The 15,078-nt window shown below is 72.5% G+C and carries 14 protein-coding genes; 5 read left to right on the plus strand and 9 right to left on the minus strand.

Features of this window, described 5'->3' with window-relative positions; all coding sequences use genetic code 11:
- Positions 1–78: 78 nt before the first annotated feature.
- The 4 genes from ACZ5CW_RS12160 to ACZ5CW_RS12175 form a co-directional block, all read right to left on the minus strand.
- Positions 79–465 (minus strand): GtrA family protein, encoded by a 387-nt coding sequence (locus ACZ5CW_RS12160; RefSeq protein WP_468600217.1) that lies wholly within the window; start codon positions 463–465, stop codon positions 79–81.
- Positions 465–1,415 carry a glycosyltransferase family 2 protein gene (locus tag ACZ5CW_RS12165; RefSeq protein WP_468600218.1) on the minus strand — a complete coding sequence of 317 codons (951 nt, stop codon included), beginning with the start codon at positions 1,413–1,415 and terminating at the stop codon, positions 465–467. Before ACZ5CW_RS12165 ends, ACZ5CW_RS12160 begins: the two co-directional genes overlap by 1 nt.
- Before the next feature lie 21 nt (positions 1,416–1,436).
- On the minus strand, positions 1,437–4,010 hold the full coding sequence (locus ACZ5CW_RS12170) for a YfhO family protein (protein ID WP_468600219.1): 2,574 nt from the start codon (positions 4,008–4,010) through the stop codon (positions 1,437–1,439).
- Positions 4,011–4,181: 171 nt separating this feature from the next.
- The gene (locus ACZ5CW_RS12175; RefSeq protein WP_468600220.1) at positions 4,182–4,784 is read right to left on the minus strand and encodes an ABATE domain-containing protein; all 603 of its coding nucleotides are present in this window, start codon (positions 4,782–4,784) and stop codon (positions 4,182–4,184) included.
- Positions 4,785–4,865: 81 nt separating this feature from the next.
- Here ACZ5CW_RS12175 and ACZ5CW_RS12180 point away from each other — a divergent pair, with 81 nt between their 5' ends.
- Both ACZ5CW_RS12180 and ACZ5CW_RS12185 read left to right on the plus strand, forming a co-directional pair.
- Positions 4,866–6,098, plus strand: a complete 1,233-nt coding sequence (locus tag ACZ5CW_RS12180; RefSeq protein ID WP_468600221.1) for a cysteine desulfurase — start codon at positions 4,866–4,868, stop codon at positions 6,096–6,098.
- Between the two features lie 138 nt (positions 6,099–6,236).
- The gene (locus ACZ5CW_RS12185; protein ID WP_468600222.1) at positions 6,237–6,677 is read left to right on the plus strand and encodes a carboxymuconolactone decarboxylase family protein; all 441 of its coding nucleotides are present in this window, start codon (positions 6,237–6,239) and stop codon (positions 6,675–6,677) included.
- On the opposite strand, the gene ACZ5CW_RS12190 is transcribed toward ACZ5CW_RS12185, so the two are convergent.
- Positions 6,664–9,150, minus strand: a complete 2,487-nt coding sequence (locus ACZ5CW_RS12190; protein WP_468600223.1) for an alpha-L-arabinofuranosidase C-terminal domain-containing protein — start codon at positions 9,148–9,150, stop codon at positions 6,664–6,666. The two genes, ACZ5CW_RS12185 and ACZ5CW_RS12190, sit on opposite strands and share 14 nt — an antisense overlap.
- A 125-nt stretch (positions 9,151–9,275) precedes the next feature.
- Here ACZ5CW_RS12190 and ACZ5CW_RS12195 point away from each other — a divergent pair, with 125 nt between their 5' ends.
- Positions 9,276–9,758, plus strand: coding sequence for a DUF6314 family protein (locus ACZ5CW_RS12195; RefSeq protein ID WP_468600224.1), 483 nt, complete (start codon positions 9,276–9,278; stop codon positions 9,756–9,758).
- A 215-nt stretch (positions 9,759–9,973) separates the two neighbouring features.
- On the opposite strand, the gene ACZ5CW_RS12200 is transcribed toward ACZ5CW_RS12195, so the two are convergent.
- The 3 genes from ACZ5CW_RS12200 to ACZ5CW_RS12210 form a co-directional block, all read right to left on the minus strand.
- Positions 9,974–10,567: a histidine phosphatase family protein gene (locus ACZ5CW_RS12200; RefSeq protein WP_468600225.1), complete on the minus strand. Its 594-nt coding sequence runs from the start codon at positions 10,565–10,567 to the stop codon at positions 9,974–9,976.
- A gap of 73 nt (positions 10,568–10,640) precedes the next feature.
- Positions 10,641–11,078 (minus strand): GNAT family N-acetyltransferase, encoded by a 438-nt coding sequence (locus ACZ5CW_RS12205; RefSeq protein ID WP_468600226.1) that lies wholly within the window; start codon positions 11,076–11,078, stop codon positions 10,641–10,643.
- A 61-nt stretch (positions 11,079–11,139) separates the two neighbouring features.
- Positions 11,140–12,573 carry an aminotransferase-like domain-containing protein gene (locus tag ACZ5CW_RS12210; RefSeq protein ID WP_468600227.1) on the minus strand — a complete coding sequence of 478 codons (1,434 nt, stop codon included), beginning with the start codon at positions 12,571–12,573 and terminating at the stop codon, positions 11,140–11,142.
- Between ACZ5CW_RS12210 and ACZ5CW_RS12215 the strand changes: the two genes are divergently transcribed.
- Together ACZ5CW_RS12215 and ACZ5CW_RS12220 are read left to right on the plus strand one after the other, a co-directional pair.
- The gene (locus ACZ5CW_RS12215) at positions 12,572–13,483 is read left to right on the plus strand and encodes a DMT family transporter (protein ID WP_468600228.1); all 912 of its coding nucleotides are present in this window, start codon (positions 12,572–12,574) and stop codon (positions 13,481–13,483) included. The two genes, ACZ5CW_RS12210 and ACZ5CW_RS12215, sit on opposite strands and share 2 nt — an antisense overlap.
- 19 nt (positions 13,484–13,502) lie before the next feature.
- A complete protein-coding gene (locus ACZ5CW_RS12220; RefSeq protein ID WP_468600229.1) occupies positions 13,503–13,700 on the plus strand; it encodes a DUF1918 domain-containing protein in 198 nt (65 codons plus the stop codon).
- 1 nt (position 13,701) lies between these two features.
- Here the strand turns inward: ACZ5CW_RS12220 and ACZ5CW_RS12225 are convergent, their stop codons facing one another.
- A complete protein-coding gene (locus ACZ5CW_RS12225; protein WP_468600231.1) occupies positions 13,702–14,934 on the minus strand; it encodes a glycoside hydrolase family 10-like protein in 1,233 nt (410 codons plus the stop codon).
- Positions 14,935–15,078 lie beyond the last annotated feature (144 nt).

Raw genomic sequence — 15,078 nt, forward strand, 5'->3', positions numbered from 1 at the left:
GGTTATGCAGGCCGGACCTCAGGGGCCCGGCTCGTCAGCCCTGCCGGCGACCGGCCCCGGCGTCACCGACACGCCGGGTCACGCGGCCTCGGCGCCGGGCAGCATCACCCATCGGGACACGACGAAGGTCACCGGGATCGCCGCCGCGGAGGCCAGGAGAGGGGCGAAGCGGCTCCCGGCGTGCAGGAGGTCGACGATCACGTACACCCCGGCGGTCGTGATCAGGAAATTGGTGACGTTCGTCAGCGGGAACAGCAGGAATTTCCGCAGGGTGGGCCGCGTCCGGTAGGTGAAGCGCGCGTTCAGGAAAAAGGAGCCGATCATGCTGAGCAGAAATGCCAGGACGTGCGCCGCGAGATAAGGAAGCCGGGTGAGGAACAACAGGTAAAGACAGTAGTAGGTGGCAGTGTTCACGACGCCGACCACGGCGAAGGTGAGGATCTGCCTGGGCATCTGTCTCGACATCAGGGAATGAGGTCTTTCGTCCGCTCTACGTTGGTCGCCTTCACCAGGAAGTGCGGGCGGCCCTTCACCTCGTAGTAGATGCGGCCGGTGTACTCCCCGATGACTCCCAGCATGACCATCTGGACACCCGCGAGGGCGGTGACGGCGGTGATGATGGTCACATAGCCGGGGGTCTCGACCCCCTGGACGAGCGCGGCGCCCACGATCCAGGCCGTGTACAGCCCGGCGCACAGCAGCAGGCCCATGCCGAGCCACAGGGCGGCGCGCAGCGGGCGGTTGTTGAAGGAAAGCAGCCCGTCGAGGCCGTAGTTGAGCAGGCTGCGGAAGGACCAGGAGCTGCGCCCGGCCTCGCGCAACGCGTTCTCGTACTCGAACGTGGTGCTCGGGAAGCCCACCCAGGCGAACAGGCCCTTGGAGAAGCGGTTGTACTCGGTGAGGCCCAGGATCGCGTCCACCACCCGGCGCGACAGCAGACGGAAGTCGCCCACGCCGTCGATGAGTTCGACGTCGACGAGGCGGTTGATCAGCCGGTAGTACAGGCGGGCGGTGAGGGTCCGGGTGAGGCGGTCGCCGGTGCGGGAGCGCTTGGCGATGACCTGGTCGTGGCCCTGTTCCCGCAGTTCCACCATGCGCTTGATCAGCGCCGGCGGGTGCTGCAGGTCGGCGTCCATCACGATGACCGCGTCGCCCGAGGCGTGCCGGAGGCCGGCGAGCAGGGCCGCCTCCTTGCCGAAGTTGCGGCTGAAGGAGACGTAGCGCACCCGCGCGTCGAGGTCGGCGAGACGGGTCAGGACGGCGAGGGTGCGGTCGCGACTGCCGTCGTCCACGTACACGAACTCCATGTCGTGGCCGAGGGGCAGCAGTTCCTCGGCGACCTTCTGAACCTCTGCGTGGAAGCGTTCTAGGACGTCTTCCTCGTTGTAGCAGGGCGCGACGATCGATATCAGCATGGCGGATCCCTCAGGGCGCGGTCAGGGAGCGGTGGTCACGCGCTCGCGCGGTGATGTGGTCGTGGGCGGCGCCGGCACACGCCGGCGCCGGACGGCGAAGAGGGTCGTGAGCAGCACCAGGACCCCGAGCGAGGCGGCCCCGACGGTCGTGCCCAGCCGCAGGCCGGGTGGATGGAAGGTGCAGGTCAGGGTGGTCGAGCTGGCGTCGAGGGGGACGGCGACGAGGCCGTGGTACGCGCCCGCCGGCCGGGCGGGCCCGTCGCCCGTGGCGCACCGCCAGCCGGCGATGCGGGGCGCGGCGAGGACCGCGATGCCCTTGCTCCCCGCCGGCAGCCGGGCCCGTACGGTGCCGCCGGAGACGGTCACCCGGGTGGCGCCGGTGGCCTTCAGCCGTGCGGCCGCGCCGTGCAGCCGGCCGGTGTCCAGGCAGCCGACGGCACCGGCCGGGATGCGGCCGGGGCGCTCCGGGGTCAGTTCGATGCGCAGCCGCCCGGAGGCCGGGGCCGGGCCCAGCGGTTCCATGGCGGCGCGGTTGCGCGGCTCCTCGAACCGGAACCGGGCGGCTGCGGTGGTGGTGCCGGTCAGGCGCGCGGTGCCGGAGTAGCGGGGCGCCCACAGGTTCACCTGGGTCCCGGCCGGGCAGCGGGCCGTGATCACCGGTTTCGCCCTGGCGGCGCCGGTGCCGACCCGGCCCGCCGGGACCGGCTGCCCGCTGTCGTCGTGCACGGCGATGCGGGGCACGGTGTAGACGCGGCTGCCGAGCAGCAGTTCCTGGTTGCGGTACGGCGAGGGCCCGAAGGGCTCGGTGGCGGGCCTGGCCCGGACCGTCACCAGGGGCGGGACGTCCTGCCGGGTCACGGTCACCGGGCCGCCGTTTCGCGGCAGGTACGTCTGGTGCGGGTCCGGCGGGGAGTGCACCCGGGCGCCGACGGAGAGGACGACGTCGGTGACGGCGTTGTCGAGGCTCTGCACGCTGCGGCCGCGCGAGGTCCAGCCGCCGCCGAGGGCGGTGAGGGTGCGGCTGAGGACGTCCGAGGTGAGGCTGCTGTAGTACTGGGCGCCCTGGCCGCCCACCAGCATCGGGTCGTTGGCCACGGTCTGCTCGCGGCCGGGGTCGGTGCGGTAGCGGGGCCAGCCGTCCGCCTCGGCGACCGCCGCCGCCTGCCGCTCCTGCCGCTGCCCCCAGGGCGCGTAGTCGTCCAGGTGCCCCCTCCGCAGGGCGGTGGCGACGGCGGAGGTGGCGGCGGTCTCCCCGAGCTGGGCGCCGAGAAGGAGGACGACGGCCAGGCCTGCGAGGCCGGCGCGCTGCCCGGTGCGGCCGAGGAGGAGCAGTCCGCCCAGCGCCCCGGCGAGGGCGAGCGCCAGCACCGTCCAGGTGTACGGCCGCACCAGCTCGCTGCGGCTCGCGACGGCGGTGATCAGGGCGAGCAGCGCGGTCGCGGCGCCGAGGGCGCGCAGGTCGGGCGGGCCGTACGCGAGAGCGTGCCAGGCGGCGATGACGAGCAGCCCGCACAGCACGAAGGCCTGCCGGTAGGCGCTGCCCTGCGGGGTGGCGAAGGCGTGCCAGACGAGGTGGGTGGGCGCCCACTGCAACGACAGGGCCACCGCGAACACCAGTGCGCTCCAGCCCGCGCGCACCCGGAGCGGGACCGCCCGGTGGAAGGGCAGGGCGAGGGCGAGCAGCAGGGCGGTGATACCGACGTAGAGCGCCGGGGAGCCGAAGCCGTACGTCGCGGGCAGCAGCCGGGCCGCCAGGTCCTCGCTCGGCACCGGCGCGAACTGCCGTACGCGGCCCGGGTAGGCGTGCTTGGTGCCGAAGTAGATCACCGTCACGAGCGGCGCGGCGAGGCCCACGCCGAGGGTGACGGTGAGGGCGGCCCGGCCGGCCGTGGCGAGCGCCTGCCGGCGCGGCGGCCGGGCCAGCACCAGGCGCAGCAGCAGCACCAGACCGGCACCCAGCGTGGCCATGTAGGCGGTGTAGAAGTTGGCGGTCCAGGCGAGAGCGACGATCAGGGTGCCGAGCACGCGCCGGCGTCCGGCGAGCGCCCACTCCCCGACCAGGCACAGCAGCGGCAGGGCGATGAGGCCGTCGAGCCACATCGGGTTGTAGGAGGCGTCGGCGACGCTCCAGCCGCACAGGGCGTAGGAGGTACCCAGCAGGCCCGCCGCCCACCAGCGGCCGGGACGCAGGGAGAGCAGCAGCCAGGCCATGGCCGCCGCGGCCGACGCGGTCTTCAGGACGGTGACGCCGTAGACCGCGAGGTCGATCTCGTCCCTGGGGAAGACGGCGACGAGCAGGGCGAACGGGCTGCCGAGGTAGGTGCCGAGGTCGGGCAGGAAGCTGGATCCGTAGCCGGACTGCCAGTTGACGAGGAGGCCGCCGTCGGCCCGGCCGTGCAGCAGGTCCCACAGGTGGGCGTGGAAGGGCACGTACTGGTTGCCCAGGTCGTTGACGCTCCGGGTGCGGGGGCCGAAGGGATAACTGCGCGCGAGGGCGTCGGCGGCGCAGAACGCCGTGACCGTGAGGGCGGCCGCGAGCAGGGCGGCGGCACGCGCGGGTGTACGGGGCCCACCGGGCGAGGTCGAGCGTTCCATTGATCGGCAGGCCCCCAGCGAATTCACTCCATGGATTTCGCCGACTTAGACGGGGCGACTTTCCGGATGGTTGTGTGATCGCCGAAAAGTGAGACGCACTCTTCCGAATCCGGTAAACGCATTATGAATTTCACGGCTTTCCGGGAAATAGAAGTTTTCCGGAGGGTGATGTCAGGGTGAATTGGTCTTGCGGGCCGCGTAGGCGCGGGCCGCGCGCACCCGGTTGCCGCACTGGGTCGTGCACCAGCGGCGGGCGCCGTGGGAGCGCAGGAACCAGCGGGCGCAGCCCTGGGCGGCGCACTCGGCGAGCTGGCCGGCGTCGGCACCGGTGAGCAGGTCGGTGGCGTCCTCGGCGAGCAGGGAGAGGGCGGCGGCGGCCGGGTTGCCGGTGTCGGGCACGTCGGCCCGGCGGGGGCCCTCGGCGGTCCAGGCGAGCCGGGGTGTGGCGGGTGCGGCGGCGAGGGCGGCGTTGAGCGTGTCGAGGGCGTCGGCGGGCGGGGGTCCTTCGCCGGCCCAGGCCGCGAACAGGGCGCGCAGTGCCTCGCGGAGGGCACGGAGCCGGCTGGACTGCCTGCCGTTCAGGGCGACCCGGTCGGGCAGCAGCTCGTGCCGGACGAGCCAGAGATGCGCGGCCTCGGTGTCGTCCAGCAGGTCGACCTGGCCGTGACTGACGACGAACCGCGTGTTGACCAGCGCCAGCGAGACGTACCGGTCCTCGCCGGGGACGGGCGGCTGATGCAGGTAGACGGGGGCCTCGTGATCCACGGGCCTCATGGTAATCCTTGCGGTTCTCCGTGAGGAAGGCTTAGCGTGCCTCACGGAGAATCGAGTACGAAACCGTGAGAGGTGACCGTCGTGGCCTTCGATGTGGACGCACTGCGCAAGGACTTCCCGATCCTGGAGCGCACGATGGAGAGCGGCGCCCCGCTCGTCTACCTGGACTCCGGGGCGACCACCCAGAAGCCCCTTCAGGTCCTCGACGCGGAGCGGGACTTCTCCCTCACGCGCAACGCGGCCGTGCACCGCGGGGCCCACCAGCTCGCGGGCGAGGCGACGGAGGCGTACGAGCAGGCCCGGCACACGCTCGCCCGGTTCATCGGCGCCGCCGAGGACGAGGTGGTCTTCACCAAGAACACCACCGAGGGCATCAACCTGGTCGCCTACGCCCTGGGCAATGCCGGCCGGCTCGGCCCCGGAGACCGGATCGTGGTGACCGAGATGGAGCACCACGCCAATCTGGTGCCCTGGCAGCAGCTCGCCGCGCGGACGGGGGCGACGCTGGACTGGTTCGGCCTCACCGACGAGGGCCGCCTGGATCTGACGCGGACGGACGAACTCCTGGACGAGCGCACCAAGGTGCTCGCCCTCACCCACCAGTCCAACGTCCTCGGCACGATCAACCCGGTGCGCGCCCTCGCCGACCGCGCCCACGCCTTCGGTGCCCTGGTCGTCGTGGACGGCGCCCAGTCCGTCCCGCACCGCCCGGTCGACGTGCATGCCCTGGGCGCGGACTTCCTCGCCTTCTCGGGGCACAAGATGCTCGGCCCGAGCGGCGTCGGCGTGCTGTGGGGCCGCGCGGACCTGCTCGCCGGACTGCCGCCGTTCCTGACCGGCGGCTCGATGATCGAGGTCGTGGAGATGGACCGCACCACCTTCCTGCCGCCGCCGCAGCGCTTCGAGGCGGGCGTGCCGATGACCGCGCAGGCGGTGGGGCTCGCGGCGGCGGTGGAGTACCTGGAGCGGCTGGGCATGGCCGAGGTGGCGGCGTACGAGGACACGCTCACCGCCCGCGCGCTGGAGCTGCTGGCCGAGGTGCCCGCAGTCCGCGTCGTCGGCCCGCGCGACCTCGTCGACCGGGGCTCGGCCGTCTCCTTCACGGTCGACGGCATCCATCCGCACGACGTGGGCCAGGTGCTGGACGAGCGGGGCGTGGCCGTGCGCGTCGGCCACCACTGCGCCCGCCCGATCGCCAGGCGCTACGGCATCCCGGCGACGACCCGGGCGAGCTTCTACGTCTACAACACCCTGGACGAGGTCGAGGCGCTGGTGGACGGGGTCCGTGCGGCCCAGAAGTACTTCGGCAGGTGACCGGCGGGGCTCGTGCGGCCACTCGACAGGTGCGCTTGACCTCGAGCGCACTCCAACTCCTAGCGTTTCGGTCATCAGCGGAAAAGGACCACGACGAGCGGCTGCCCCACGAGCGGCAGCGGGAACGGACGGACCGGCATGAGCGAGAGCACCACCCGTGACGAGCGTTTCGCCCACGGCCTGGAGGTCCTGCGGAAGGTCGACGGCGAGGCCGGGCAGCGGGTCGTCGACTCGCTCGCCGACATCAGCCCGGAGCTGGGGCACCAGGTCGTCGCCTGGGCCTTCGGGGAGATCTACGACCGGCCCGGACTCGCCCCGCGCGACCGCCAGCTGGTCACCCTGGGCATGCTCACCGCGCTCGGCGGCTGCGAGGCCCAGCTGGACGTCCACGTGAACGCGGCCCTGAACGTGGGCCTCACGCCGGAGCAGATCACCGAGGCGCTGCTGCACTCCGCCGTCTACTGCGGCATGCCGAAGGCGCTCAACGCCACCTTCACCGCGAAGAAGGTCTTCGCCGAGCGCGGGCTGCTGCCGCTCGGACAGCAGCCCGCGCAGGAGACCCCGGCTACTTCTGCCTGATCCTCAGGAAGGTGACGGAGTTCGCCGGGAAGGTGTACGTGAACTTCCTGGCGACCGCGGTGAGGGTGGACGTCTCGGGGGCGACCGCCGTGGACGTCTCGGTGTTCACCGCGTCGGGCGCGGCGGCCAGGGTGGTCACCAGGGCCTTGGACGCGACCTCGGCACCGCCCAGGTCGATCGCCGTACGGGCGTCCGAGGACTGGGCGTTGACGACCTTGACGATCAGGTCACCGGTCTTCGCGTCCCGGGTGACGACCTGACGGAACGGCTCGGCCGGCTTGTCGTCGGTGAAGCCGCCCCACTCCTCGCCGTCGAGGTACAGGGTGATCTGGCGGCCGCGCACCTTGACGTCGACGTCATAGGCACGGCCGGTCTCGACGGACCCCGCCTTGGAGAACAGCGTGGACTTGCCGCCGTCCACGGCCTGCTCGACCGCGCTCTGCGTGTTGTTCCAGCCGCCCAGGTTCCACCAGTAGTAGTTCCCGGTGTCCTTGACGCCGAAGGCGACGAGGAAGCCCTCCTTGCCGGACTTCTTGGTGGCCCTCACATGCAGGTCGTAGTCGTGCCAGGACGGGTCGCCGGCCTGCACCATGGTGTTCTCGGCGGCCGTGTCCGTCTGCACGTACCGGCCGTCCTGGATGCTCCAGGCGCCGCCTCCCGTGTGCGTCCACTTCGAGGCGTCGCCGGAGAAGTCGTCCTCGAGCAGCGTCGTGCCGTCGGCGGCGGTGACCCGCACGTCGTCGTACGCCGCGCTGGTCGCCCAGGTCGACAGGCCGACGGCGCCGGTGACCGGGCCGCTGACGTCCGGCGTGGTGGTGGCCTTCGACGGGACCACCCGGTCGCCGACATTGGTCATGAACAGCTTCTGCACCTCGTAGTTGGCCGAGCCCCAGGAGGCGTGGTTGTCGAACCAGACCAGGTCCGGCCGCCACTGCACGGAGTCCTCGTCGGCGAACAGCGGGGCGTACGAGGCGAGCTTGACGACGTCCGCGTTGCGCTCCAGGCCCGTCATGTAAGCGGCCTCGGCGAGGCCGTTCTTCCAGGCGTTGCCCTGGGAGGCGTACTCGCCGAGGAAGACCTTGGGCCCGCCCCGGTCGTAGGAGTCGTAGCGGTCGTTGTTCTGCAGGAACCACTGCGGGCTGTTGTAGTAGTGCTCGTCGACCATGTCGACCTTCGCGTCACGGTTGAGCTTCCAGGCGGTGTCGAAGGTCGTACCGGAGTCGTCCGGGCCCGCGTTGGAGATCACCTGCATGGACGGGTACTTCGCCTGGACGGCCGCGCGGAACCGCGTGAACCGGGCGAAGAACGCGTCGGGCAGGTTCTCCTCGTTGCCGACCTCGAGATGGGTGAGGTGGAAGGGCCTCGGGTGCCCCATCTGGGCGCGCACCTTGCCCCAGGGGGAGGTGGCCGGGCCGTTGGCGAACTCGATGAGGTCGAGGGTGTCCTGGATGTGGCGCTCGAGCAGGGCGTCGTCGTCCACGGCCTTGTTCTGGCCGCAGCCGGTCACCAGGGCCGGCACGACGGGCAGCGGCATGGCGCCGATGTCCTCGGCGAAGCGGAAGTACTCGTAGTAGCCGAGGCCGTAGCTCTGATTGTAGCCCCAGAAGTTGGCGTTGGTCGCCCGCTGCTCGACCGGACCGATCGTGTCCTTCCACTGGTAGGAGCGCTTGCGCTGCCAGCCGGACGCCTCGCTGTAGTCCTGCATCGAGCCGGTGTTGACCAGGCAGCCGCCGGGGAAGCGGACGAAGCCCGGGTGCAGGGCGGCGACCTTCTCCGCGAGGTCCTTGCGCAGGCCGTTGGGCTCGTGCCGGTAGGTGTCGCGGGGGAACAGCGACACCATGTCGAGGGCCGAGGCGGCGCTGGAGGCGACGGCGAGACGGCCGGTGGCGCTGGTACGGGTCGCCGTGAAGCCGGCCCTGTACTGGGCCCAGCCGCTCTTCTTCACGGCGATCCGCCGGGCGGTCGCCAGGGCGCCGCCGGCGTCCTGGAGGGTCACGGTGAGTGTGGTGCCGGCCTCCGCGCGGGCCCACACGGAGAAGTCGTACTTCTTGCCGTCCTGCACCGCGATGCCGGTGTCGTAGCCCGAGTTGGTGACCGTCGAGCCCGCGCCCAGGGAGAGGTAGTCGCGGTTGCGGTCGTTCAGCCGGCCGGAGTCGTTCACGACCTGCGCGGTGCCGGAGACCGTCCAGGCGGTCAGCGGGGTGTAGGACCTGTTGTCGTCGGTGGAGTACTCGAAGGACCGGTTCTGCACGAGTTCGGCGTACAGGCCGCCGTCGGCGGCCCGGTTGATGTCCTCGAAGAAGACGCCGTACATCGTCCTGTCGATCTTCGGCCCCGCGGCCGAGGGGTCGACGGTGATCGCGTAGTCGGTGACGCCGACGGCGTGAGCGGGGGCCGGGACGAGGGAGGCGGCCAGCAGGAAAGCGCTTGCCGTGAGGCCGAGTCTCAGCCTGGTGCGGGTGGTGCGTGACATGGATACTCCGCGGCTCTCGAGTTCGTTCGAAATATCAAACAGTGGTCAGCACTTCGAACGGCAAGATAGGGAAGGGGTATGAGCACGTCAATGGGGCGGACACCGCCGGCCTTAAGCTCGACCTCATGGATGCGCCGCCGCCCCACCCCCGCCCCCGCGCATGTCTGCCCGTGGCCGACGTGCTGGCCCATCTGGCCGGGCGGTGGAGGGTGCGCCGGACCGTGCGGGACCTGGCGAGCGGGGACGAGGGGCACTTCGCGGGGGTCACCCTCTTCAGCGCGCTCGAGGACGGCGGGCTGCTCCACGAGGAGTCCGGCACCTTCACCTGGCAGGGTGTGGCGCGGCCCGCGACCCGGACACTGCGGTTCCTGCCGGGGCGGGCACCGGGGACGGCGGACGTCCGGTTCGCCGACGGACGCCCCTTCCACGAGCTGGACCTGACCTCGGGGCGGTACGTCGCCGACCACCCCTGCGCGGCCGACCTCTACCGGGGCGAGTTCACCGTCCGGGACGCCGATCACTGGCGCACGGTGTGGCGGGTCGGCGGCCCGGCGAAGGACCTGCTCCTCACCACCGACTACGAGCGGGAGCCGCCGGACAGGGCCTGACGGCGTCGCGGGAGAGCCGGCGAAGCGCCGCCGGGCGCGCGAGGGCGGAGATACCGCCCAGGCATGGGAGGGCCGGCCGGAGACACCGCCCATGCACGAGAGACCCCGCCGCAGACACCACCCAGGCACGCGAGAACCTGCCGGATACCGCCCAGGCACGCGAGACCCCGCCGGAGACACCGCCTGGGCACGCGAGGGCCGGCCGGAGATACCGTCTAGGCGCGCGAAGGTTGGGCGGAGATACCGTCGAGGCGGAGGTTCCAGCGGCCCGGCCGGCCGGTCACGGTGGTCGTGGACAGCGGGCGGACGTCGATGTTCCAGTAGCTCGCGGGCGGCGCCTTCAGCGCGTAGACCAGGGCCGCACGGATCACGGACGGCTCGGCGACCGCCACGATCCGGCCGGCGTCACCCACCGGCCGGGTGTCGAGCCAGCCGCCGACCCGGGAGACGAAGGCCAGCAGGGACTCGCCGCCGTGCGGCATGGCGCGCGGATCGGCGAGCCACGCGTCCACCGCCTCCGGCTCGCGGGCCATCGCCTCGCCGAGCGTCAGCCCACGCCACCGTCCCATGTCGCAGTCCCGCAGGGCGAGTTGCACCAGCGGGGCATACCCCAGGGCGTCGCCGGTGGCCCGGCTGCGCGGGGTCGGCGAGCAGTAGCGCAGCTCGGCCGCGGCCAGCGGCAGCAGCTCCCCGGCGGCGCGCTGCACTTCGTCCCAGCCGGCCAAGTCCAGCGGCCGGTCGTCCTCGAAGCGCTCCGCGAGCAGCGGGGAACTGCGCGCGGCGGCGACGAACGTCACCCTCAGTGGCATGCGGTGATGGTGAGCCGATGCGGTACGCAGGTCAAGAGCCGCCGCCCAGGAGTCACCCCGGGTACACGGATGCTCACTCGAAGACGTGCGCCATCCACTGCTCGGGACGCTCCAGCGGCCGGAAGCCCAGCTTCTCGTAGACCCCGTGCGCGTCCTCCGTGGCGAGCAGGATGCGGCGCAGGCCGTACCTCGCCAGGTGGTCGCGGACGTGGCCGACGAAGGCCGTGCCGATGCCGGCGCCGCGCACCGCGGGGTCGACGTACACATCGGCGAGCCAGGCGAACAACGCCCGGTCGGTGACCACGCGCGCGTATGCCACCTGCTCCCCCGAGGCCGTGGCGTACACCCCGAAGTTGAGCGAGGACGTCATCGCGCGCTCGTGCGTCTCGCGCGGCCGGTCCTTCGCCCAGTAGGTGTCGGTCGACAACCAGCCATGGACGCGGTCGAGGTCGACACGGCCGGGGTCGGCGGAGAACTCGTAGCCTTCGGGGAGGGCGGGTGCATCGCTCATCGCGTGATGATCGCAGGCGGGCGCCGCGGAGGCGATCGGATATCCCGGCCCGCCGCCCCGGCTACCGCACCTCGTCGCAGGCCGCCCGCAGCCGCCGTACCCCCTCCGCGATCTCCCCCGTACCGGCGACCGCCGCGAAGCTCAACCGGAGGTGGGCGGCCGGGGGTTCGGCGCTGAAGTAGGGGCGGCCCGGAGCGAGGGCGACGCCCGCGCGGAGGGCGGCGGCGGCCAGCGCGGCTTCCTCGGCACCGTCGGGGAGGCGCAGCCAGAGGTGGTAGCCGCCGGACGGGACGTGCGGCAGGGCCAGTTCGGGCAGGTGCCGGGCGAGCGCGCTCGTCATGGCGTCGCGGCGGGCCTTCAACTCGGTGGCGAGCGCCCGCAGATGGCGGGGCCAGGCCGGTGAGCCGACGAGTTCCAGGGCGGCCTCCTGCAGCGGCCGGGGGACGAAGAAGCTGTCCACGACCTGGATGGCGCGCAGGCGTTCCAGCACGGGGCCGTGCGCGGCCAGGGCGCTCACCCGGAAGCTGGGCGAGGTCGCCTTGGTGAGCGAGCCGACGTGGACGACCACGCCGTCCGGGTCGTCGGCGGCCAGCGGGCGGGGCAGCGGGCCCGCGTCGGCGTGCACCAGGCGCCGGACGAAGTCGTCCTCGATGACGAACGCGCCGGCCTCGCGGGCGATGCGCAGCACCTCGGCGCGCCGCCCGGGGGCCAGTACGGCACCGGTCGGGTTCTGGAACAGCGGCTGGCAGACGAACACCCGGGCGCCGCTGACCCGGAAGGCGTCGGCGAGCAGATCGGGGCGGACCCCGTCGGGGTCGACGGGCACCGGGACCGGGCGCAGGCCGGCCGCGCGGGCGAGAGCCAGCATGCCCGGGTAGGTCGGCGACTCGACGAGGACCGGTGCGCCGGGCTGGGCGAGCGCGCGCAGGGCGGTGGCCAGCGCGGCCTGGCCGCCCGCCGCGACCAGCACCTCGGCCGCGGTGACGGCTCCGCCGATCCCGCGCGCGAACCACTCCCGCAGCTCCGGCAGCCCTTCCAGCGGAGGTCTCCCCCAGGCGCCCGGCCGCCGTCCGGCCCGGGCGAGGGCCGCAGCCATGGCCCGCTCCGGCTGCAGCGAGGGATGCAGATAGCCGCCGTTGAACTCCAGCACTCCGGGCGGCGGTGCGGCCAGCGAGACCGTGACACCGGAGGCGTCCACGGTGCGCGGTACGAGGTCGGCGGTGCCGTCGGCGCTCAGTGCGACCTCCTGCCAGGAGGTGTCCCCCGCCGGGGTCTGCGTCGCACGCGGCCGGGCCCGGAAGGCGCCGGCGCCGGGACGGGTGACCACCAGCCCCTCGGCGGACAGCTGGGCAAGGGCCCGGGAGACGGTCACCGGGCTCACCCGGAACCGCTCCACCAGCGCCCTGCTCGACGGCAGCTTTCCACCTGGCGAGTAGCGGTCGAGTTCCCGACGGAGCTGTTCTGCCAGCTCACTGACACTGCTACGCTCGTACATGAGAACACAGAGTAGCGCTACTACCGCGAGCCCGATAGCGGTCACCGCCCCCCGGGATCACCGGAGACTCGGCACCGGCCTCGCCGCCCTCGGCGTCGCCTCCTTCTCCCTGACCTTTCCGGCGACCGCCTGGGGCCTGGAGGGCTTCGGCCCCTGGTCCCTGGTGGCCGTGCGCAGCGTCCTGGCGGCCGTGGTCGCGGGCGGCTGTCTGCTGGGCCTGCGGGTACGGCTGCCCGAGCGGCGCCATCTGCCCGGGCTGGCCGTCGTGGCCCTCGGCGTGGTGCTGGGCTTCCCGCTGCTGACCACGCTCGCGCTGCAGACCTCCACCACCGCGCACGCCGCCGTGGTGGTGGGGCTGCTGCCGCTGACCACCGCCGTGTTCTCGGCCCTGCGCACCGGCAGCCGGCCCTCCCGCCGGTTCTGGCTGGCGGCCGTGGCGGGTGCCGTGGCCGTGCTCGCCTTCACCATCGGCCAGAGCGGCGGCGCGCTCACGGCCGCCGACGGCTGTCTGTTCGCGGCGCTGCTGGTGTGCGCCGCCGGGTACACCGAGGGCGGCCGGCTGGCCCGGGTCATGCCGGGCTGGCAGGTCATCGGCTGGGCGCTGGTGCTGTGCCTGCCGCTCAGCGTGCCGGCCGCCGTGGCGGCGCTGGCGTACGAGCCCGTGCATCTCACCGGGCACGGCATCGCCGGTCTGCTGTGGGTGGCGCTGGGCTCGCAGTTCCTCGGTCTGGTCGTCTGGTACCGGGGCATGGCGGCCATCGGCGTCCCCCGCGCCAGCCAGTTGCAGTTGGCCCAGCCGCTGCTCACACTGGTGTGGTCGGCGCTGCTGCTGGGCGAGCACTTCACGGCGGCCGCTCCGCTGACCGCTGTCGCCGTGCTCGTGTGCATCGCCGTCACCCAGCGGTCGTGATCATGAGGAGGGCCTGCAGATGCGCGCAGCCAAGGGCGACCGTCTAGTCCAGCACGGCAGGGTGGTCGGCCAACACGACCAGGTCTCGGAAGTCGTCGAAGTGATGGGGCAGGAGGGCAATCCGCCCTACCGGGTCCGCTTCGAGGACGGGCACGAGGCGATCATGTCCCCCGGCCCCGACTGTCAGGTCAAGCACCGGGACGAGCAACAGCAGTAGATCAACGCGGTGGTTTCGCCGGTCGCGCGTAGTGATCGGCGACCACGCGCGCCATCGCCCCGACGGGGTCCGCCGCCACGTCCTTGGCGGCGAAGAACACATGCCCGCGCACCTGCGGGTACCGGGCGGCCAGGGTGAGGTGGCGGGACAGCTCGACCGGGTCCTGCCAGGCCGAGGGCTGCTCGGCGGCGCCCGCCTTGTACAGGGCCTCGCCGAGGTACAGGTGTGTCCGGGTGCCCCGGGCGACCTCCGCCCACCAGGCGACCAGGGTCGCGTAGTCGGCGGCGGCGAAGCCGATGTGCCAGTAGAGCTGCGGCACGATGTAGTCGATCCAGTGGTTCCGGACCCACTTGCGGGTGTCCGCGTGCAGGTCGTCGTACGTCTGGACGCCCGCCCGCGTGTCGGAGCCGCGGGAGTCGGCGGTGGCGTTGCGCCACACCCCGAAGGGGCTGATCCCGAACCGGGTGCCGGGCCGGACGCGCTTGATTCCGGCGGCCATCTCCCGCACCAGCCGGTCGATGTTGTCCCGCCGCCAGGCGGCCCGGCTGGTGAACGCGCCGCCGTACCGGTCGTAGGCGTCATCGTCGTCGAAGGTGTGCCCGGCGAGGGGGTAGGGGTAGAAGTAGTCGTCGAAGTGGACGGCGTCGACCGGGTACCGGGCCACCGCGTCCAGCATCGCCTGCTGGACGAAGGCACGGACCTCGGGCAGGCCGGGGTTGTAGTAGAGCCGCCCCCCGTAGGGAACCACCCAGTCGGGGTGCCTGCGGGCGGGGTGGGAGGCGGTCAGCCGGGCGGGATCGGCGTGGGTGGCGATCCGGTACGGGTTGAACCAGGCGTGCAACTGCAGACCCCGGGCGTGGGCCTCCCGCACCGCGGTGCCGAGCGGATCCCAGCCGGGGTGCTTGCCCTGGGTACCGGTGAGGTACTGGGACCAGGGCTCGTACGGCGACGGCCACAGGGCGTCCGCGGTGGGCCTGACCTGGAGGATCACCGTGTTGAGCCGGTCACGGACCGCCCTGTCGAGGTGGGCGGTCAGCTGCTTGTGCTGTTCGCTCGCGGTGAGACCGGGCCGCGAGGGCCAGTCCCGGTTGAGGACGGTCGCGAGCCACACGCCCCGCATCTCGGCGGACGCACGCGGCGCCCGCCCGGTGGCCGTCATGGTCCCCGCCGCCGCGTCGTGGGCCGGCGTGGCCAGTGTCGCAAGCGCCGCCAGCGCGAAGGTCCGGCGTGACATCCGCCGCATCCGCACACCCCCATACGCTCCGGATCCGCTCCATCACGGATCGCTTCGCGCCCAAGGATGCCGCGACCCCGGCGATCGATCATCGATACTTGGCGGTAACGTGCACGATCGGAGCAGGCGCCGAACCCGGAGGTC

The organism is Streptomyces sp. NPDC031379 (genome assembly GCF_055569615.1).